Origin of the sequence: Amantichitinum ursilacus, assembly GCF_001294205.1 — a bacterium.
Classification (GTDB): domain Bacteria; phylum Pseudomonadota; class Gammaproteobacteria; order Burkholderiales; family Chitinibacteraceae; genus Amantichitinum; species Amantichitinum ursilacus.
The window spans coordinates 59,098-79,764 of record NZ_LAQT01000037.1; the positions used below are offsets into that span (position 1 = coordinate 59,098).

General features: G+C 60.3%; 17 protein-coding genes and 1 tRNA gene. 10 read left to right on the forward strand and 8 right to left on the reverse strand.

Annotated features, from left to right (window positions below):
• Positions 1-136: 136 nt before the first annotated feature.
• The 4 genes from cydB to WG78_RS20435 all read right to left on the reverse strand — a co-directional run bounded on the left by cydB (position 137) and on the right by WG78_RS20435 (position 6,713).
• Positions 137-1,144, reverse strand: coding sequence for a cytochrome d ubiquinol oxidase subunit II (gene cydB, locus WG78_RS20420; protein WP_053939693.1), 1,008 nt, complete (start codon positions 1,142-1,144; stop codon positions 137-139).
• A 3-nt stretch (positions 1,145-1,147) separates the two neighbouring features.
• The gene (locus WG78_RS20425; protein ID WP_053939694.1) at positions 1,148-2,557 is read right to left on the reverse strand and encodes a cytochrome ubiquinol oxidase subunit I; all 1,410 of its coding nucleotides are present in this window, start codon (positions 2,555-2,557) and stop codon (positions 1,148-1,150) included.
• A 239-nt stretch (positions 2,558-2,796) separates the two neighbouring features.
• Positions 2,797-5,082, reverse strand: a complete 2,286-nt coding sequence (locus WG78_RS20430) for an ATP-dependent DNA helicase (RefSeq protein ID WP_053939695.1) — start codon at positions 5,080-5,082, stop codon at positions 2,797-2,799.
• Positions 5,079-6,713, reverse strand: coding sequence for a VRR-NUC domain-containing protein (locus WG78_RS20435; protein ID WP_053939696.1), 1,635 nt, complete (start codon positions 6,711-6,713; stop codon positions 5,079-5,081). The genes WG78_RS20430 and WG78_RS20435 overlap by 4 nt, the downstream gene beginning before the upstream one ends.
• 198 nt (positions 6,714-6,911) lie before the next feature.
• Here WG78_RS20435 and WG78_RS20440 point away from each other — a divergent pair, with 198 nt between their 5' ends.
• Together WG78_RS20440 and WG78_RS20445 are read left to right on the forward strand one after the other, a co-directional pair.
• Positions 6,912-7,178 carry a type II toxin-antitoxin system HigB family toxin gene (locus tag WG78_RS20440; protein ID WP_053939697.1) on the forward strand — a complete coding sequence of 89 codons (267 nt, stop codon included), beginning with the start codon at positions 6,912-6,914 and terminating at the stop codon, positions 7,176-7,178.
• Between the two features lie 41 nt (positions 7,179-7,219).
• Positions 7,220-8,452 carry an ImmA/IrrE family metallo-endopeptidase gene (locus WG78_RS20445; protein WP_053939698.1) on the forward strand — a complete coding sequence of 411 codons (1,233 nt, stop codon included), beginning with the start codon at positions 7,220-7,222 and terminating at the stop codon, positions 8,450-8,452.
• 52 nt (positions 8,453-8,504) lie between these two features.
• Here the strand turns inward: WG78_RS20445 and WG78_RS20450 are convergent, their stop codons facing one another.
• Both WG78_RS20450 and mutM read right to left on the reverse strand, forming a co-directional pair.
• Entirely contained in the window at positions 8,505-10,514 is a 2,010-nt protein-coding gene (locus tag WG78_RS20450) for a dynamin family protein (RefSeq protein ID WP_053939699.1), read from the reverse strand.
• A 225-nt stretch (positions 10,515-10,739) separates the two neighbouring features.
• The gene (gene mutM / locus WG78_RS20455) at positions 10,740-11,555 is read right to left on the reverse strand and encodes a bifunctional DNA-formamidopyrimidine glycosylase/DNA-(apurinic or apyrimidinic site) lyase (RefSeq protein WP_053939700.1); all 816 of its coding nucleotides are present in this window, start codon (positions 11,553-11,555) and stop codon (positions 10,740-10,742) included.
• Positions 11,556-11,867: 312 nt separating this feature from the next.
• Between mutM and WG78_RS20460 the strand changes: the two genes are divergently transcribed.
• From WG78_RS20460 to WG78_RS20495, 8 genes are all read left to right on the forward strand, one after another.
• Positions 11,868-13,619, forward strand: a complete 1,752-nt coding sequence (locus WG78_RS20460) for a tetratricopeptide repeat protein (RefSeq protein WP_083459476.1) — start codon at positions 11,868-11,870, stop codon at positions 13,617-13,619.
• On the forward strand, positions 13,616-14,176 hold the full coding sequence (gene lolB / locus WG78_RS20465) for a lipoprotein insertase outer membrane protein LolB (protein ID WP_083459478.1): 561 nt from the start codon (positions 13,616-13,618) through the stop codon (positions 14,174-14,176). Before WG78_RS20460 ends, lolB begins: the two co-directional genes overlap by 4 nt.
• 3 nt (positions 14,177-14,179) lie before the next feature.
• Entirely contained in the window at positions 14,180-15,040 is an 861-nt protein-coding gene (ispE, locus tag WG78_RS20470) for a 4-(cytidine 5'-diphospho)-2-C-methyl-D-erythritol kinase (RefSeq protein WP_152969330.1), read from the forward strand.
• 14 nt (positions 15,041-15,054) lie between these two features.
• A tRNA-Gln gene (locus WG78_RS20475) sits at positions 15,055-15,131 on the forward strand.
• 62 nt (positions 15,132-15,193) lie between these two features.
• Positions 15,194-16,144, forward strand: coding sequence for a ribose-phosphate pyrophosphokinase (locus WG78_RS20480; RefSeq protein ID WP_053939703.1), 951 nt, complete (start codon positions 15,194-15,196; stop codon positions 16,142-16,144).
• Between the two features lie 167 nt (positions 16,145-16,311).
• Positions 16,312-16,893, forward strand: a complete 582-nt coding sequence (locus WG78_RS20485) for a 50S ribosomal protein L25/general stress protein Ctc (RefSeq protein WP_053939704.1) — start codon at positions 16,312-16,314, stop codon at positions 16,891-16,893.
• 148 nt (positions 16,894-17,041) lie between these two features.
• Entirely contained in the window at positions 17,042-17,653 is a 612-nt protein-coding gene (gene pth / locus WG78_RS20490; protein ID WP_053939705.1) for an aminoacyl-tRNA hydrolase, read from the forward strand.
• Complete coding sequence (locus tag WG78_RS20495) at positions 17,650-18,732, forward strand: CobW family GTP-binding protein (protein ID WP_053939706.1); 1,083 nt, start codon at positions 17,650-17,652, stop codon at positions 18,730-18,732. Before pth ends, WG78_RS20495 begins: the two co-directional genes overlap by 4 nt.
• Here WG78_RS20495 and WG78_RS20500 read toward each other — a convergent pair.
• Entirely contained in the window at positions 18,729-19,235 is a 507-nt protein-coding gene (locus WG78_RS20500) for a hypothetical protein (protein WP_053939707.1), read from the reverse strand. The two genes, WG78_RS20495 and WG78_RS20500, sit on opposite strands and share 4 nt — an antisense overlap.
• Before the next feature lie 309 nt (positions 19,236-19,544).
• The gene (gene ccsB, locus WG78_RS20505) at positions 19,545-20,666 is read right to left on the reverse strand and encodes a c-type cytochrome biogenesis protein CcsB (RefSeq protein ID WP_053939708.1); all 1,122 of its coding nucleotides are present in this window, start codon (positions 20,664-20,666) and stop codon (positions 19,545-19,547) included.
• Position 20,667 lies beyond the last annotated feature (1 nt).

The following is a 20,667-nucleotide window of genomic DNA, read 5'->3' on the forward strand; positions in this document are numbered from 1 at the left end:
ATGGTGGGTCTTGACCCACCCTATGGCACCAGCAGTAGCGTGGCGCCGCGGACGATGGCCCAGACCAGTGTGGCGGCCAGCACGCCGCCCAGCCATAGCGCCACGGCCCAGAGCATGCGTCGGGTGCCGGTTCGCATCAGTGGTAGCCCTCGTCGCCGTGGCGTACCTTGCCGCGGAACACCCAATAGCCCAGCCCGGTGTACAGCAAGATGATCGGAATAATGATCACCGCGCCCACCAGCGCAAACGCCATGCTGGAATGCGGCGCGGCGGCTTGTTCAAACGTCAGCGAGGGCGGCACCACATTGGGCCAGATGCTGATGATAAAGCCCGAATAGCCCAGCCCCATCAGCGCCAGCCCCAGCAAAAACGGCAGCTTGTCGTTGCCCTTGTCCACCGCGCGCCAGATACCGAACACACACGCCAGCACCAGAATCGGCACCGGCAAAAAGTAGAACAGATTGGGCAGCGTAAACCAGCGCGCATACACGGCGCGGTCGGCCAGCGGCGTCCACAGGCTGACGATGGCGATCACCAGCAACAGGATCAGCGTCAGCGGCTTCATCAGCACAAACATGCGTTGCTGCAACTTGTGGTCGGTCTTCATCAACAGCCAGGCGCAGCCGAGCAGCGAGTACGTCATCATCAGCGCCATGCCGGTAAAGATCGAAAACGGCGAAACCCAATCAAAGCTGCCGCCGGCAAACTGGTTATTGGTGATCGGAATACCCTGCAGATACGTGCCCAGCGCCACGCCCTGAAAGAACGTCGCCACGGCCGAGCCGCCCATAAATGCCAGATCCCACAATGGCCGCGTGCGTGTGGCCTTTAGCCGGATTTCAAACGCCACGCCACGGAAAATCAGCCCCGTCAGCATCAAGATCAGCGGCAAGTACAGCGCGGGCAGGATGGTGGAATACGCCACCGGAAACGCCGCAAACAAGGCCGCGCCGCCCATCACCAGCCACGTTTCGTTGCCGTCCCACACCGGGGCCACGGTATTCACCATCACATCGCGGTCGTGCTGGTCGGGGAAGAACGCAAACAGCAGCCCGATGCCCAGATCAAAACCATCCATCACCGCATAAATAAACACGCCCAAGGCAATGATGCCGGCCCAGACGGTCGCCAGATTGAGCTCCATGGCTTATTCCTCGATATCTTGATCGACCGCCGCAATCGGGTTGCGACCCTGGCTGGCGACGCTGCGGTTGGTCTGTTGCGCTTCTTTGTGCGTGTCTTCCAGCTGCGGGCCGGTGCGCAACAGCTTGAGCAAGTAATAGATGCCGGTGCCAAACACCAGCGTATAAGCCACCACAAAAATCAGCAGCGACACGCCCACCTGCTGCGCCGACACCGGCGACACCGCGTCGCGCGTGCGCAGCAAGCCGTACACCACCCACGGCTGGCGACCGGCTTCGGTGGTGATCCAGCCCATCAGCAAAGCGATCATGCCAGCGGGCCCCATCAGCACCATCCAACGCAGATACCAGCGGCTTTGATGCAGCTTGCCCATGCGCCGCAACAGCAAACCCACCGCCGCCGCCAGGATGGTAAGCACGCCCAGCCCCACCATGATGCGGAACGACCAGAACACAATCAGCGAATTGGGTCGGTCTTGTGGCGCAAATTCTTTCAGGCCTTTGATTTCGCCATCCCAGCTGTGAGTGAGGATCAGGCTGCCCAGATGCGGAATTTGCAGCGCGTAATGCGTGGTTTCCGCCGCCATATCAGGAAAGCCGATCAGATTAAGCGCGGTGCCGCCTGTTTCGGTTTCCCACAGGCCTTCGATGGCGGCGATTTTGGCGGGCTGGTGTTCGCGCGTATTGATGCCGTGCGCGTCGCCCACCAACGCCTGGATCGGCGTGGTGACCAGCAACATGCCCAGCGCCATGCCAAACATTTTGCGGATGGCGGCGTCGTCGCGCCCGCGCAGCAAATGCCACGCGCCGCTGGCAGCGACGATGCACGCGGTTTCGATAAACGCGGCCAGCGTCATATGCACCAGCCGGTACGGAAACGACGGGTTAAAGATGATCTCCAGCCAGTCGCGTGGCACCACCCGGCCCGCTTCGATGGCGTAACCGGCGGGCGTGTGCATCCACGAGTTGGAGGCCAGAATCCAGAACGTCGAGATCAGCGTGCCCACGGCCACCGCTAGCGTCGCGCCAAAGTGGGCCTTGGGGCCCACGCGGGTCCAGCCGAACAGCATGATGCCGAGAAAGCCGGCTTCCAGAAAAAACGCCGTCATCACTTCGTACGCCAGCAAGGGCCCGGTGATGGCGCCGGCAAAGGTGGAGAAGCGGCTCCAGTTGGTGCCGAACTCGTAGCTCATCACCACGCCGGACACCACGCCCATGGCAAAGCCGACCGCAAACACCTTGCTCCAGAACAGATACAGGTTGCGATACAGCGGGTTCTGCGTTTTAAGCCAAAGCCCTTCCAGCACCGCCAGATAGCTGGCCAGCCCGATCGACAGACCCGGAAAAATAATGTGAAACGAAACGGTAAACGCAAACTGGATGCGGGCGAGATCCAGTGCAGACAGTGCGGTCATAGTGGGGGCTCGGACGCTGGGTGAGGGGTTGCTGGCCGGCAGCCGGGGATTGCCCGACCAGCCAGCCAGCGGCGCGTCAGCGGAAGGTCATCCCGGCGCAGGACGCTCAGGCGCGCTGGCGGCCATGGGGATGTTGCTCCGTTGCCGCGCCCGTTGCCAAATCTGGCTGAAGAACACGTTAACGTATGTCGCACGCCGGGCCATCCGCATGAAGGTGGATGTCTGACAAGGCCGATGGGCTAGCGCGGCGCGGGCCACCAGCTGGGAAACAAAGCCTGGATTTCGGCGCGGCCAAAGCGGTCGTCAATCAGGTGGATGGTGCCTTTGTCATGTGGCGTGCGGATGACACGGCCCGCAGCTTGCACCACTTTCTGCATGCCGGGCCAGGTATAGGCATAGTCGTAGCCCGCACCAAACAGTACGTGCATGCGCTGGCGGATTTGCTCGTTGATGGCATTGACTTGCGGCAGGCCCAGCGTGGCGACGAATGCGCCGATCAAACGGTCGCCCGGCAGATCGATGCCCTCGCCAAACACGCCACCCAGTACCGCAAAGCCCACGCCGCGGCCGCCGTCTTCAAAGCGGTCGATAAAGCGGGTGCGACTGGCTTCATCCATGCCGCGGTCTTGCCGCCAGTACGGGATGTCGGGCTGGCCCACATCAAAGGCATCGGCTACTTGCTGCAGATATTCAAAGCTGCTGAAGAACGCCAGATAGTTGCCGGGTTGGCGTGCGTATTGTTCGCCAATCAATTGCACGATGGGCGCGACTGACGCGGCGCGATGCGTGTAGCGGGTCGAGATATGTGGCGCGATCCGCACATCCACCTGGTCCGGGCTGAACGGCGCGGGCACATCCAGCCAGACGTGGTTATCGGGCAAGCCCAGCAAGCCGGAAAAATAATGATGCGGCGACAAGGTGGCGGAAAACAGCGTCACGCTGCGTGCCGCGGCAAAGCGCGTGCGTAAAAACGGCGCAGGCACCACGTTGCGCAGATTAAGGCTGCTGTTGCGGCCGTCCTGCGTGGCATCAAACAGCGAATGCTCGCTAAAGCTGTCGGCCAGCGCAGTAAACCGCAGCGCATCAAAGTAAAAGCGCTGCAACGTGCTGTCCGCGCCTTGCTCGGCGCCGGTCAGGTATTCGGTGATGGCGGCGATGGCTTCTTGCAGCGCGCTGGTTAGCGTGGAAGGCGGATCGCCCAGCTCGGTATACGGCGCGGCGGTTTCCGGCAGGGTTTTGCGCCAGGCGTTGGCCACGCGGGTCAGCGAACGTTTAAGCGGCGCGGGCGCGTGTTTGCGCACATCCTTCAAGGTGGCCTGGTCCAGACTGGCGCTGTACATGCCGCGACCGCGCTCGACCAGGTTGTGCGCCTCATCCACCAGCACGCCCACTTGCCACTGGTTGCGCTGCGTCAGCGCGTAGAGCAGCGCGCTGCTATCAAAAAAATAGTTGTAATCGCCCACCACCACATCGGCCCAGCGCGTTAGTTCCTGGCTCAGGTAATAGGGGCAGATTTCATGCGCGGCGGCGACTTGCTGGATGCGCGCCTGAGTCAGGCTGCCCGCTTCTTTTAACCCGGGTTGCAGCGCATGGGCGCGGGCGGCGGGCAAGCGATCGTAAAAGCCCTGCGCCAACGGACAAGAACCGCCATGGCAGGCGCGATCGGGGTAAACGCAGGCTTTATCGCGCGCCACCAGTTCCAGCGTGCGTACCGGCTGCGCCTTGAGCGTGTACATGGCATCCAGCGCCAGTTGCCGCCCCGGCGTGCGCGCCGCCAGGTAGAACACTTTATCCAGCCCTTGCGCTGCGCACGCCTTCAACAACGGGAACAGCGTGCCCAGCGTTTTGCCGATGCCGGTGGGCGCTTGCGCCAGCAAACAGCGGCCGGTGCTGGCAGCTTTGAAAACGGCTTCGGCCAGATCGCGCTGGCCGGGGCGGAATTGCGCATGGGCAAAGCTCAGTTGCGCCAGGGCGGCATCGCGTGTGCGCCGATGTACCAGTTCTTGCTCGGCCCAGGCGAGGAAGGCGGCGCATTGCTCGTTAAAAAACGCTTCCAGCGCGGCGGCGCTGTGGCGTTCGCTCAGCACGGTTTCTTTCTGGCTGACGATATCGAAATACACCAGCGCCACGTTCAGTTCTTCCAGCCCGCGCTGCTGGCACAGCAACCAGCCGTAAATGCGCGCCTGCGCCCAATGCAGATGCCGGTGGTTTTCCGGCTGGCGGCTCAGATCGCCGCGATGGGTTTTGATTTCTTCCAGCTGATTGCGCGCGGCATCGTAACCATCGGCGCGACCGCGTAAGTGCAACGGGCCGTATTGGCCGGTAAGGGTAATTTCGCGTTCATAACCATTGGGCCGGCGCCCGGCGACGGTGGTGTGGCCCGCCATGCCTTCGCTGGCGCTGGGCGCCGGGGTAAAGCGCACATCCAGATCGCCTTGCTTGGCGGTAAATTCGCACAGCTCGCGCACCGCCACCTGATAGATCGGGCCGATGTGGCTGGCGACTAGCGGCTCGGGTGCGCTCATGCCCACGTCACATAACACACGGCCATCGGCATCCCGTGGTCGAGGCAGTAGTTAAGCCAGCGCGTCTGGTTGTCTTGCAGCCGGTCGCCGGGGCCTTTGACTTCGATCATGCGATAGCGGCGCTCGCTGGGCCAGAACTGCACCAGATCGGGAAAGCCCGAGCGATTGGTGGTGATGTCGCACAACATGCGCTCAAACCACAGGCGCAAATGCGCGGCGGGCAGGCAATCCAGCGCCAGATCCAGCCGGGTTTGATCGATGACGGACCACGCGACAAAGCCACTCTGGATGCCGGCTTTCTCGATAAAGCGTTGGCGGATGGTTTCCACGTACTGGCCGCTTTCCAGCTGGGCCAGGGCGGCATCAAACAAAGCCTGGCGCCGCTGGCGGAAATGCGGGCTGGCCAGATCGGCGGGCGTGAAATGAAACGGATGGAAAAACGCCCCGGCAATCGGCGCAAATAACGCAGGCCAGCACAACAAGCCAAACAAGGCGTTGATCAGCGTGTTTTCGACGTACATGACCGGCGCGTCGTCGCAATGCAGATGCGCTACCACGGCATGTTCCACCGTTAACGGCGCGGGCGGCTGCGGCAGACACAGGTCGATGCGCTCGACGGCCGCCTTGCGGCTTTTGCGGATGATGGGCGCACCAGTGGCGCGCTGCAGTCGCGGCAACATGCGATGCAATTGCTGCACGCTGACCTCATCGCAATCGTGGTGATTTAACAAGGCGTGCGCCGCGTGCAGCGCTTCGGCGTGACGGCCTTGGCGTTCCAGTACCCGCACGGTGCGCACGCGCGCGGACGGATCAATGCTGAGCGCATACATGCGGGCGGCGTCGTCCCATGCGGCCTGGCGTTCAAACTGCTGGCCCAAAGCGTACAAAACGCGGCCACGGCGCTCTTCCAGCCATGGGTTATCCAGTTGCAGGTTGGTGAGCAAGGCGGCGATTTCTTCACACGGCGCGCCGTCTTCAAAGCGGGAACGGCAGTCGTGCAGATACAGGTAGTGATCCACATCGGCGCGGCTGCGGAACACGCGCGCTTCGGCCGGGATATCGACTTTTTCGTAGCGATATACGCCTAACTCGGCCAATACAAATTCGCTGAGGTCTTGACGCAGATTGCCAAAAAACATCAGCCGCAAGCGATCACATAAAGGGCGCAGATCAAGCTGGTACAGCGTGTCTGGCGGATACCACTGGCTGAAGGATTGGGCCTCGGGCGCGATGTCGGCCCAGGCGGCAACCAGTGCATCTTTGGCCAGCCGCGCCGTCGAAGCCTGCGGCGGCAATTGCGACAACACCTCGGCACGCGTTAACAACGGCGCGACTTCGGCCAGCGTCAGCAGCGGATCGGCGCTGATCCAGCCCGCCGCCAGCAAGGGCTGCGCGGCAGCACGGGTGTCGCCGATCTCCGCATAGTTGAGCTTGCCCGCGCGAAACCACTCGCCTTTACGCATCACCATGCGCACCAGCAAAGCCTGCGACGCATGTGGCAAGCGCGCAAAACCATCGACAAACGCCAGCTCGGCGGGCAGCAGCAAATCGGCATAACGCGCGCTGATCCAGTTGAGCAGCACACGAAAATTGTCGAGGTAATAAAACGGGTTGGGAAGCGCGGGCAGCATGCCAGGTGCGGAAGGCGGATGTAGAACGAATGTTCGGGATGATAACGGCGCGGGGGCGGGGGGAGAAGCCTGCGGCGACAGGTGGGCGCATTACGCAACCCGAAATTGGCGACGCGGCTGCGAGGTGTTTGTTACATTGATGGTTCCCGTATCGGGAATGATCATGCCGCACCAACGATCTTCCTGGCGGCCCGATTCATGCGGTTAATCAACACTTCGATACTGGACAAATTCCAGCGCGAACATGCGGACGTCCGCGCCGCGTTGGCGTTCTGGCGGGTCGAAGTTGAACACGCGGACTGGAAGCGGCCGCAAGACATCAAGGATCGCTTTTCGCATGTCGATTTTTTAGCGGGCAACCGGGTGATCTTCAATATCAAAAGCAATAACTATCGTCTGGTGGTCATCGTGTTTTATCGGGACGGCGTAGTGAGCATTGATTGGGTGGGGACGCACGCCCAGTAGGACAGGCAGTGTTTTTAGAGTGGCAGCCGGGGGAATGCATATTGGACACGATCAAAATCATCAAGACCGAGGCAGAGTGCCTGGCGGCCGGGCGGCTGCTTAATCAGATGATGCTTGAGAACAATCCGGCGGATCGCGACCGTATGGAACTGCTGATGCTGGTGATCGAGGATTACGAGCGCAAACACAGCCCTACGCCGGTGGTTGATCCGATCGGCGCCATCGAATTCCGCATGGAGCAGATGGGGATGACGCAGAAAGACCTTGCGCCCTATGTCGGCGGGGCCAATCGCGCCTCGGAATTGCTGGCGCGCAAGCGCCCCCTTACGCTGGCCATGATACGTAGCCTGCATCATAGCTTGGGTATTCCAGCGTTCAGTCTGCTGGGGCCCGCCGAACCGCTCGATATAAGCCGTCCCCCGAAACTGGATTATTCAAAATTTCCGCTGGCCGAGATGCAACAACGCGGACTTTTCGGCCTGCCGCGCAATACGCCGCAACGCGTGCTGCGCGAACAGGCAGAAGAGCTGGTCACCGCTTTTCTGGAACGTCCCGGCGCTGCAAAGGCGGGTCCGACTGCTGGACCAAGCTTTTTACGCACCGCTGCGGGCCAGCGCGGCGTTCGTGACCTCGACCGTTATGCGTTGCTGGTGTGGATGACGCAGGTGCGCCGCATCGCACAGCACACTGACATCGTCCGTCCATGGCAGGAGCGCGCGCTAACGACAGAATGGCTGACCGAACTGGCGCAGCTCTCGCGTTTTGAAGACGGGCCTTTGCGCGCACGCGCCCGGCTGGCCAACGTGGGCATTGCGTTGGTCATTGAGCCGCAGTTCCGCGATTCGAGGTTGGATGGCGCTTCGATGCTGGAACAGGATTATGCCGTTATCGGCCTGACGCTACGGCATGACCGGCTTGATCATTTCTGGTTTGTACTGATGCACGAGCTGGCACATCTGAAAGGGCATTTAAGTCAGGCGCGGCCTGAAATTGCCGACCACCTTGATGACAAGATGCGACGCGCGGATGCCATTGAGCAAGAAGCGGATGCGGTGGCGTTCGAAGCGTTGGTGCCACAAGCCGGCTGGATGCAAAGCGCAGTGCGGCAAAGCCATACGCTGGCCGATGCTAAAACGCTGGCGCAGCAACTGAATATCGCAGTGGCCGTTGTTGCCGGGCGCGTGCGGCGTGAAACCGGAAACTGGCGTTTGCTATCCGGGCACTTGGGAAAAGGCACCGTACGGTCCATGTTCGACATTCAGTCGCCGCAATAAAAAACTCCCGCCGCAGCGGGAGTTTTTGCCATGCCAACGTCAGCCGCCGGAATCAGGCCGCCATGCGGACGATTTCGGTGTTGAGCGCGGCCAGCACCATGCGGTGGCGGGCGTCGAGTTCGTTGAGCTGTTCCAGCAGTTGTGTATCCATTTCTTCCAGCTCTTCGATGCGGCCTTCCAGCGTGTCGGTGGCTTTATGGATGCGTTTGATGCTTTCCAGACGGCGGCGCAGTTGCAGCTGGTGTTCGCGTACTTGCGTTTCCATCGGCGCCATCACGGCCTTCAGCCAGTTTTCGACGTCGCGGTTGGCGACTTCGAACACGGTGACCACGCGGCTGGCCACCGTTTCAAAGAACTTGGCGGTGATGCGGTTGCGGCCGGTGGTCAGCAGGTGGCTGACGGTATTGAAATGCTCGCGGAACGATTTTTCGAGGCGCGCCATTTCCTTGTGGTACTTCAGCGTCGAGAACGGCGGCGGCGTCACCTGACCCAGGCCGTGTTCTTCGCTAAACTTTTTGTACATCGCGGCCATCATGGCCTGGATTTCGGCCACTTGTTCGGCCGAGCGGGCGATGTTGGCGTTGGTGTCTTTAAAGAAGCGTTCCATCACCGCGCGCAGGCCGCCTTCGCCAAACGAGAACCACGTGCGTTCCATTTCGTCGCGGATGCGGGCGATTTCCGCTTTCAGCGCATCCATGCCCAGCAGGCTCATCAACTGGTTGGTTTGCTGGCTGAAAATGCTGCGCAGTGCCTGGAAGCGCACCAGGCCTTGTTCAAAGTGGCGTTTGTCGGCCTGGACCTTGTCCATCATCTGCACGACCACGTCCTGGTTCTTACCGCGCAGGCGCGATAGTTCTTCCAGTTGTTCTTGCAGGCCGGTGCGGCGCGCGGTCAGGATCTGGCGCGTGGCCAGCACGATGTCATCGACCTCGGTGATGGTGCTGTCGCGCACGATATCTTGCTTGGCTGGCAGCAACTCGCCCGACAACGCGGCTTCGAGGGCGCCCAGGCGCGCGCGGTCGAGCAGGGCGTCGTCGTGCTGGACTTTGGCCACCAGCGCCTTCTGCGCCGAAATCGGATAAACGTGGCTGGTGGGCACGCCCAGCAACTCGGCCGTGGTTTGCACCTGGCGGCTGATTTCGCCTTCGATTTCTGCGCCGGACTTGAGGTCATCCCACAAGCCGTCAATCTTGTTGAGCACCACCAGTCGGCCGCGCGCGCCACCTTGCGCTTTGCCGATATGGTTGCGCCAGACATCAATGTCGCTCTTGGTCACGCCGGTATCGGCGGCCAGGATAAACAGGATGGCGTGCGCGTTGGGCAGCAGGTTCAGCGTCAGCTCGGGCTCGGTGCCGATCGCGTTCAGACCCGGGGTATCGAGAATGACCAGACCTTGTTCGAGCAGCGGATGCGGAAAGTTGATGATGGCGTGGCGCCATGCCGGAATCTCGATCAGGCCATCGGCGCCGACGGCGATGCGCTGGTCCGGATCGTTTTCGTCATACAGGCCAAACTGTTTGGCCAGTTCGGTGGGCACGCGCTTGGTCTGGCCCACCTGACGGAATGCGCCCAGCATGGCTTCCGCGTTATCCAGGTCGAGCAGGGTGGTGGTCCACTCGTCGGTGTAGCGGCGGTATTCGCTGGTGGTGACGTTTTGCAGCCGCGTTTCGATGGGCAGCAACTGGATCGAAGGCGGGCGGCTGGCGTCGTACAGGATTTCGGTCGGGCACATGGTGGTGCGGCCGGCGGAGGACGGCAGCACGCGTTGGCCGTAATGCGCGAAGAAGATCGCGTTGATCAGCTCGGATTTGCCGCGCGAAAACTCGGCGACAAACGCGATGTTGAGCTTGTCGTCCTTGAGTTTTTCCAGCAGCGACTGGATGCGCATTTGCGTTTGCGCGTCTTCCAGATCCTGTTCGTTCAGCCAGCGTGACAGCTGGGATACTTTTTGCGACAGCTGGCCGCGCCAGGCGCTATAGGCCTGAAAGTCGCCGACCAGGCGATCCGTCGAATCGACGTCATTGACCGCGATTGCGTCGCTATGAAGAAATTCTGCGCTCATCTTTTTCCCGATTATCAAAGCATGCTTTGTTGCGCCAGGCGGCTGCGCGGGCGGCCGACCGGGGCGAGGCGCGGTCACTCTGTGGTGTTGGGCGCCGTGCGTGTGTCACGCTGTTTTTAAACAATCCAATCAACAGCCTGCGGCGTCTGAAGCCATAGGCTGCGGCAATGCCGCATGGTATTACACTCCGACGCGGCCTTATATATTTTGTATCTGTCTATCAGCTTATTTCTGACACTGGCGGCAAAAAAACGTCGCGCGCTGGCCCTGCCGGATTTCGCTGATGGGCGTGCCGCACTGGCGGCAGGCTTCATCGGTGCGGCCATAGGCATACGTTTGCAGCAAAAAATAGCCGGGGTTGCCGGTGCTGTCGACGTAGTCACGCAAGGTGGTGCCGCCCGCCGCAATGGCATCGGCCAGCGTGGCTTTGATGGCAGCCACCAGGGCTACAATTTCCTGCTTTTTCAAACTGTTGGCAGCGCGCTCGGGGTGGATTGCCGAGCGGAACAACGCTTCGGATGCATAAATGTTGCCGACGCCAACCACCACATGTTGATCCATGATCGCGAGCTTGACTGCAGAACCCCGACGGGAGAGCTGCTCGCTGAGATAACCGGCATCGAAAGCGTCTGATAAAGGCTCGGGGCCCAGCTCGGCCAGCAGTTTATGCGGCCCTGCGGCGGCCGGTTGCCACAGCATGCAGCCAAAGCGACGCGGGTCTTTGTAGCGCAGGATGCGACCGTCTTCGAGTAACAGATCGATATGGTCGTGCTTTTCAACCGGGCGCGCGGCCGTCACCACGCGCAGGCTGCCGCTCATGCCCAGATGCACGATCAGCGTGCCGTGCTCGAAGGTAAACAATAAATATTTGGCGCGGCGCTCCAGCTTTTGTACGCGCTGGCCGCGCAGCAGCTCGGGCAGCGCTTCGGGCACGGGCCAGCGCAAGCTGCGGTTGCGGATGACCACGTCTTCAATCCGCGCCCCGGTGACGATGTCGGCGATGCCGCGGCGCGTGGTTTCGACTTCGGGCAGTTCTGGCATCGGGGTCTATCCTTGGGGATCGTGAGGGCCGTTCGGGGTAACAGTACCAGGCCGGTTACACATGCCGGTTTGATATATGGGCTGGTGGGCCGCATATCCAGGCATGCCGTGCTGGGCATGCAGTAGCCCCGGCCGCGGAATTTAACTTAATATGGTCCGGTCATACGCGTCAGCCCGGGCGCCGCAAGGCTTACCGCGGTCGTCCGCCGTACGCGCGAACCCGTTTAACGGGATGCTGGTCTGTTCAAAATAGAAACATAGATATAACGGGTTGCTCAGCAACCTTCTCACAATTACCTGCCGGATCGTGCCATGCCCCTGCCGTTTACCCGCAAGCAGCTTGTTGTTCCTCTCTGGTTAAGTCTGGCGGTGCTGGCCGGCTGCGCCACGGTGCCGCACCCGGATGCCACCGCTCAGAATGTCGCCAGCGCACCCGCTTCGGCCCCGGCCGAGGCCAATCAGGACGGCCCGCTGCCCAATGTGGAGCTGACGGACCAACTGGTGATGCGTTTTCTGGTGGGTGATATCGCATTGCAACGCGGCGAGCCGACGCTGGCTGCGCAAACCTGGAATGATCTGGCCAAACGCACGCACGATCCACGCATTGCACGTCGCGCCACCGAGGTTTCGATTGGCGCGGGTCAGCTGAACCTGGCGCTGGATTCGGCACAGTTGTGGATTGATTCATCGCCGCAAGCGTTAAACCCGCAACAAGTGATGCTGAGCCTGCTGCTGCGCGCCAACCGTCTGGAAGAAGCCAAGCCGCATCTGAAAGCCTTGCTGGAAGCCAAACCGCAGGATGTACCGTCTTTCATGATGCAGATGCATCTGCTGTGGGACAAAAACACCGATCGCGCCGCGGCCGCCAAATTTACCGAAGAAGTCACCCAACCGTATCTGAACCTGCCCGAGGCGCATTTTGCCCGCGCGGTGGCGTATGCCAATACCTCGCGCGTAAGCGATGCGCTGAAAGAACTGACCGCAGCGGAATCGTTGCGTCCGGCGTGGGAACCGGCCGTGCTGTACCGCGTGCAGTTGATGAATGATCAGCCGGCGCAGGCGCGCATTGATTATCTGAAAGATGCGATGCGGCAGAACCCGGACTCGGCCCAGATCAAAACCACGCTGGCACGTGAATACGTGACCAACCGTCAGTACAAGGAAGCGCGCGAGCTGTATGAAGAAGCGCTGCGCAAACAGCCCGATATGCTGGAAGCGCTGGTGGGTTCGGGGCTGGTGGCGCTGGAACAGCGTGATCTGGATACCGCCTATTTGCGCTTGTCCACCGCCGTGGTGAAGAGCCCGCGCACCACCAACAATCTGCGCTTGTATCTGGGCCAGATCGCCGAAGAACGCGGCCAGACCGCGACGGCGCTGAGCTGGTATCAGGGCGTGGATGGCGATATGAAAGACGCTGCACAGCAGCGCATGATGCGTTTGTATGTGAAGGCGGGCCGGCCTGAAGACGCGCTGGCGCTGGTGCGGGCGCAGCCGTCCACTAGCCCGCAGGAACGCGTGATTCGCGCGCAGCTGGAAGCGCAGGTCTGGCGTGAGGCCAAGGAATACAACAAGGCGTGGGATGCGCTGTCGAACGAGCTGAAAAAACAGCCTGATTCGCCGGACTTGCTGTACGACCGCTCGCTGGTGGCCGATCTGCAGCACAATCTGCCCGCCGCCGAAGCGGACTTGCACCGCTTTCTACAATTGCAGCCGGATAGTGTGATGGGCCTGAATGCCTTGGGTTACACGCTGGCCAACCGCACCGATCGCCTCGACGAAGCCAATGGTTATCTGGAGAAAGCAATTGCCAAGGAACCCGACAATCCGGTGATCCAGGATAGCCTGGGCTGGTTGCGCTATCGCCAGGGCCGCTTTGATGAAGCCAAAGATTTGCTGACCAAGGCGTTTGCCGCGATGCCCGATGCCGAAATCGGCGCGCATCTGGCGGCGGTGCTGTGGCGCCAGGGCGAGAAATCCGATGCGCGCAAGGTGCTGGCTGCCGCGCAAAAGCTGGACCCGACCAATGAAAGCGTGATTGAAATCAGCAAGACGGTGACGCAATGATGAAGACTGCATTGCGCACGCTGGCGCTGGCTGGCGTCACGGCGGCGGTGCTGACGGGCTGCGCCACGCCGCCCGCGCCGCCGCGGTCTGCTGGTGAACTGGTGGCGACGGGGCGTGTGGCGGTCAAACTGCCCTCCGAGAACAATCTGGCCAACTTTACCTGGCGTGATGACGGCAAGCAGGCGCAACTGGATTTATCCAGCCCGTTGGGCAATACCGTGGCCGAGCTGACGTTTGATGGCAGAGAAGCGCATTTGCGCGATCAGGCGGGCAAAGAAACGGTGGCCGCCACGCCCGATGATTTACTGAAAGATCGCACCGGTTGGGAATTGCCGGTGGGCGGCTTGCGTTACTGGATCCAGGGCAAGCCCGATCCGGCATCCCCCGCGGCCGTTCGCGACACCGAACAAGGCCGTCATATTGAACAGGCAGGCTGGGAGATCGACACCTCCGGCCACGTTGATGCGGGCGCATTTGGCAAACTGCCCAAGCGCATCGAAGCAACCCGGGCGACGGTGACCGTGACCATCGTTGTTACTGATTGGCAATGGCAGTAAATCGTGAGCATTTCTGTATCTGAAGACTGGCAGGCCTACCCTGCGCCCGCCAAACTCAATCTTTTTTTGCACGTCGTGGGCCGTCGTGAAGATGGTTATCACTTGCTGCAATCGGTTTTTCAGCTGATTGATCTGGCTGACACCATCCATATGCGGCTGCGTCCTGATGACCAGATCGTGCATCACAATCCGTTGCCCGATGTGCCCGCGGAAACCGATCTGACCGTGCGCGCCGCACGCTTGTTACAAACTTTTTCGGGCGTGCAAAAAGGCGTGGATCTACGCGTGGACAAGCGCATTCCCATGGGCGGCGGGCTGGGTGGTGGTAGCTCGGATGCGGCGACGGTATTGCTGGTGCTCAATCGGCTATGGGGTCTCAATCTGTCACGTAAGGTGTTGATGGAATTGGGATTGAAGCTGGGCGCCGATGTGCCGTTCTTTATCTTTGGCCGCAATGCCTTTGTGGAAGGCGTGGGCGAACAGATGAAGGAAATCGAAACGCCGGATTGCGCCTATGTGGTGCTGCATCCGCCAGTGCATGTTTCCACCCCCGCGATTTTTAAAGATGAACGCTTGACAAGGAATACACCCTTAGTCAAAATGCGCGGCCTCAACGACATCGACTGCAGGAATGATCTGCAAGCGGTGGCGCTGGGTCAGCATCCGCTGATTGCTGAATACCTTGCCTGGCTAAGCCAGTTTGGTACCGCGCGGATGACTGGATCAGGAAGCTGCGTGTTCACAAGATGTGCTTCACAAGGCGATGCGGATCGTGTAATATCCCGGCTTCCTGATGACATGACCGGTTATTCAGTAAGGTCAGTCAAGCAGCATCAGTTACGTGAATTTGCTTCGGATTGTTAGGAAGCGGGTTCAATAGGGGAGTCGCCAAGTTGGTTAAGGCATCGGATTTTGATTCCGACATGCGAAGGTTCGAATCCTTCTTCCCCTGCCAGTTTCGAAGATAGAAAAGCGTGTACTCAGGTTACACGCTTTTCGTTTTTTCAAGGCACGCAAATGGCTTACGACAGCCTCATGGTATTTACTGGCAACGCTAATCCCAAGCTTGCCGAAAGCGTCGTTAATCATCTCGATATCTCGCTGGGCCGTGCAACGGTTGGGCGTTTTTCTGATGGTGAAGTGACTGTCGAACTGCTGGAAAACGTCCGGGGCCGTGACGTCTTCGTACTGCAATCCACCTGTGTGCCCACCAACGACAACATCATGGAAATGATGTTGATGGTTGATTCGCTCAAACGCGCTTCCGCCGGTCGTATCACCGCTGCAATCCCCTACTTTGGTTATGCCCGCCAGGACCGCCGTCCGCGTTCTGCGCGTGTGCCGATTTCGGCCAAAGTGGTGGCCAACATGCTGCAAGTGGCCGGTGTTGATCGCGTGTTGACGGTGGATGTGCACGCTGACCAGATCCAGGGCTTCTTTGATATTCCGGTGGATAACATCTATTCCACGCCGGTTTTGCTGGCCGATATCCGTGCCAAGAATCACGATGGCTTGATGGTCGTCAGCCCGGACGTCGGTGGCGTATTGCGTGCCCGCGCCATGGCCAAGCAACTGACCGTGGACATGGCCATCATCGACAAGCGTCGTCCGAAAGCCAATGTGGCCGAAGTGATGCACATCATCGGTGATGTATCCGGCCGTACCTGCGTCATCATTGATGACATGATCGATACCGCCAACACGCTGGTGAAAGCCGCCCAGGCATTGAAGGCACATGGCGCATCGCGCGTGATTGCTTATGCCACGCACGCGGTGTTCTCGGGTGCTGCGGTCGAGCGGATTGTGCAATCCGAGCTGGATGAAGTCGTGGTCACCGACACCATTCCGCTGTCCGAAGCTGCGCGTCATTCTGATCGCATCCGTGTGGTTTCGATTGCCGGTTTGCTGGCGGAAACCATGCGCCGCATCAACAACGAAGAATCGGTTTCTTCGCTGTTTGTGGACTGATACTCAACGCGTTTGAGTAGCAAGATTTAACCGAGGCGAGCCTGTGCTCGCCTCTCGTCATTTAAACCAATGACGGTTTTACCCCGAATTTGAGGGAATCGTCCCTCGAATCCTGTGTCGTTCTGGTCGCGGGCGGTACGGGTACATTGTGAAATGGAGTTCTAACCATGTCTTTCGAAATCAAAGCCCAAAGTCGCGCAGCGCAGGGTACCGGTGCGAGCCGCCGCCTGCGTAAAGCCGGCAAGCTGCCCGGTATCGTTTACGGTGGCGGCAAGGCCCCCGTTGTGATCGAACTGGATCACAACAGCATGTGGTACACCCTGAAGGAAGAAGCGTTCCACACCTCGATCGTCAAGATTGAAGTGGAAGGCGGCGATACCGAACAGGCCCTGCTGCGCTCGGTGCAATACCACCCGTTCCGCCAGCTGGTTCTGCACGTTGACTTCCAACGCGTTGATGCCAACACCAGCGTTGAAGTGCGCGTTCCGCTGCACTTTATCAACGGCGACGTTGCTCCGGGCGTGAAGCTCGACGGCGGCTCGATCAGCCACGTTCTGAACGAAGTTCTGGTGCGCTCCGCCGCAACCAGCATTCCTGAGTTCATCGACGTTGATCTGAGCGTGCTGGGCAACGGCAACAACTCGGTTCACTTGTCCGACCTCAAGCTGCCGGAAGGCGTTGAGCTGATGTCCCTGGTGCGTGGCGAAGACTTGGCAATTGCCAACCTGAATGCTGCCAAGGGCGAGTAATCGTTCAGCTTTGCTGATCGATTGTTGAGAAGACGGCCAGATTATTCTGGCCGTTTTTTTATGCGCGCTATTCGCAAGCCCACATCGTCACGCTGACCCGGCCCGGTGCTAACGGTATGATGGCGTTTTGCCTCAACAAGCTTCAGACATGGCGATCAAACTGATAGTGGGCCTCGGTAATCCGGGCGCTGAATATGTAGCAACGCGGCACAACGCGGGCTTCTGGTGGATCGATGAACTGGCGCGCGAAGGCGGCGCCAGCTTGCGCCACGAAAGCAAATTCCACGGCCTGGTGGGTAAGGCGCGGCTACATGGCAAAGACGTGTGGTTGCTGGAACCGCAAACCTTTATGAACCGCAGCGGCTTGTCGGTGGTGGCGCTGGCGCAGTTTTATCGCGTGCTGCCCGATGAGATTCTGGTGGTGCACGACGAGCTGGACATCCCCGCAGGCCAGGCCAAGCTGAAGCTGGGCGGCGGTAACGGCGGCCACAATGGTCTGAAGGATATTCAGGCGCATTTATCGACCCCCAATTTCTGGCGTTTGCGCCTCGGCATCGGCCATCCGGGCGATCGCAACGAGGTGGTTAACTTTGTGCTGAAGCCGCCGCGCAAAGAAGAACAAGCGTTGATCGATGGCGCCATGGTGCGTGCGCAAAACCTGCTGCAGCACATGCTGGCGGGCGATATGGAAACCGCCATGCAACAACTGCACACCGACGACGCTAAAAAGCGGCCCCACAAAAAGGCGCCCGAAGCATGACTGAAACCAGCGCAGCACGTATTCCGGTCAATCTGATCACCGGTTTTTTGGGTGTGGGCAAAACCACCGCCGTCGCTAACTTGTTGGCGGGCAAGCCTGCGGACGAATTCTGGGCCGTGGTCGTCAATGAATTTGGCGAAGTCGGTATCGATGGCGCGACCTTGTCGGTGGCGGGCGATGGCCTGCAGGTGGCAGAAGTGCCCGGCGGCTGCATTTGCTGCACCACCAGCCCGATGCTGCGCGTCAATCTGAACAAGCTGGTGCAAGGGCGGCGTCCGGATCGCATTCTGATCGAACCCTCGGGCCTGGGCCATCCTGCCGGCATTATCGATTTGTTGCGCGATCCGTTTATGGCCAAGACCTTCGAAGTGCGCGCCGTGCTCACGCTGGTGGACGCCCGCCACCTGGAAGACGCCCGCTACACCCGCAACGAAACCTGGCGTGATCAGATCGAACTGGCCGATGTGCTGGTGCTGAACAAGGTGGATCTGGCCGATGCCGAGCAGATTGATCGCGCGGAAGCCATGGGCCGCGCCTTGTTCCCGCCCAAGCTGGCGATGGTCAGCACGCGCAAAGGCGTGATCGACCCGGCCTTGCTGGATGCGCCGCTGGACCCCGCGCGCTGGATCTCCGAGCACAAACTGCCCGAGGCGCATCAGCACGCGCCATTAACCCCCTCGCGCAAACCCGCCAGCGTGGCCGCGTCTGCCGAATTGCCGCAAGGCGATCTGCCGGTGCGCAAGACGCAATCCAGCCTGGGCTCGCATGCCTGCGGTTGGGTGTTTAGCGATCAGGTGATGTTTGATAGCGGCGCGATTGCCGATTTGTTTGAAGCGATGAACGACGCGACCAGTCTAGACCTGGTGGGGCTGCAGCGGGCCAAGGGCGTGTTCCAGACCGAGCGCGACTGGTATCGCTTTGACTGGGTAGATGGCTACCCCAGCGCCAATCTCTCGGCCTGGCGCCGCGATACCCGCTTTGAGTTGATCGTGGCGGCGGAACAGGCGCCCGATTGGCAGGCGGTGGAGCAGCGCTTGCTGGCTGCCCGCATCCGTCCTGCCGCTAACGCAAGCGCTTAGCGCAATACCTGGCGAATCTGCGCCAGCGTGCTTTGTGCATCGGCCTCGCGGCCGCGTTGCTGCATGGCGGTCAGGTACTGCGCCAGCGCGCGTTCCAGATCGCCCAGCGTGTGCACGGTGTCCATCTGGCTGATCAGATTATCCAGCGTGCCGTGATGCGTGTGGTTGCTCACGTTAAGAATCGCGCGAATGCGTGCGATCTGGCTGGATGGCAGCTTGGCGGTGGCGTGTACTGCGGCAACGCCCGATGGCATGGCCGCAGGCGCGGGCGCTGCAGCCTTGGGCGCGGGCATGCTGCCGTGGCGCTCGATCAGCCCATCCCATTCCAGCTCCAATAGCCGGTGAACCAGTTCTTTCTCATCCATGGCCAGCGGCAGCGCGTGGTTCGGCGTCTTGCCGTCAATCATGATTAATAATTGGCGCAGTTTGAGCGACAGCCCACTGGCGCGGGTGGTGATCTCTTCCACGCCCCGTTCAGTCTTGCGGTAAATCACGTCGAGCATTGTCGATCCCTCCCGAGAACGTCGGTGCCCGCTTTCTGAGTGAAGCAGTGCACACACATATTAGAGCCTCGTGTTTTACTGCAATTGTCCTGTAACGCAAAGCACGTAGGGCGGCTTGTTACGCTTACGAGACAGACGGCTTGTGGGCGGAGATAGACGGTGCTTCTGGCGTAAAGCTTTCGGCATTCTCGTCAGTCGGATGGATGTTGGCGCGAAAGCCTCGTAATGAACAGGCCTTCTGGATACCACATAACAAAAAGGGCAAACCCGCGGGTTTGCCCTTTTGTCGACGACTAGCGACTGGGTGGTTTACAGGCCGCCGTACGAATGCAGACCAGACAAGAACATGTTCACGCCGATGAAGGCAAAGGTGGTTACCAGCAAACCCACCACCGCCCACCACGCCAGCACATTGCCGCGCCAGCCTTTAACCAGGCGCACATGCAGCCACGCCGCGTAGTTAAGCCACACAATCAACGCCCAGGTTTCTTTCGGGTCCCAGCTCCAGTAGCCGCCCCATGCATCCGCCGCCCAGGCAGCGCCCAGAATGGTGGCGATGGTAAAGAACAGAAAGCCCACCGTGATGGCCTTGTACATCACGTCGCCCAGCGTCTCGTAGGTGGGCAGGCGTGTAGCCAGTACGTTGCGCGAGACCAGCAATTGCGCCACGCCTAACATGGCTGCCAGCGAGAACGCGCCGTAGCCAATAAAGTTGGCCGGCACGTGGATCTTCATCCACCACGATTGCAACGCGGGAATCAGCGGCTGGATTTCATGCGCCTGGCGATCCAGCGAATACCACAGAATAAAACCCACCGCCGCCGAGATCACCAGCAGCACAAACGCACCCATGCTGCGGGCTTTGAAACGTGCTTCGTAGTACAGATACATCAACGTGGTGATCAGACAGAACAGGATGAACACTTCATACAGATTCGAAACCGGGATATGCCCCACGTCCGCGCCAATCAGATAGCTTTCGTACCAGCGCACCAGCAGCGCCGTCAGCGCGGCCAATGCGGCGGTCCAGCTCATGCCCGATGCAATGCCCAGCGCGGTTTCGGAGCGACGCAGCATGCCAAACCAATAAGTGATGGTCGACATCACATACAGCACGCACATCCACATCACGGCTGACTGGCTGGCCAGCAGATACTTGAGCAAAAACGCATGCTGTGCGCGGCTCAGATCATTGCCATAGGCCGCGGTGGCAATCAGCGCCAGTACGCCCGCCGCAGGCAGAAACCAGCGCATGGCGGGCCAGAACCAGCCAAACCAGATCAGGCCTGTGGTAACGCCAGCCAGAATGCCTTGCTCGTAATAATCCATATGCGCGCCGTAGCGGCTAAACGCAAAACCAGCCGCCAGCACCATCAGGACGGCAAAAACAAAATCCAGCGGATGACGCCGGTTCAGGCTGAGCGTGCTCATG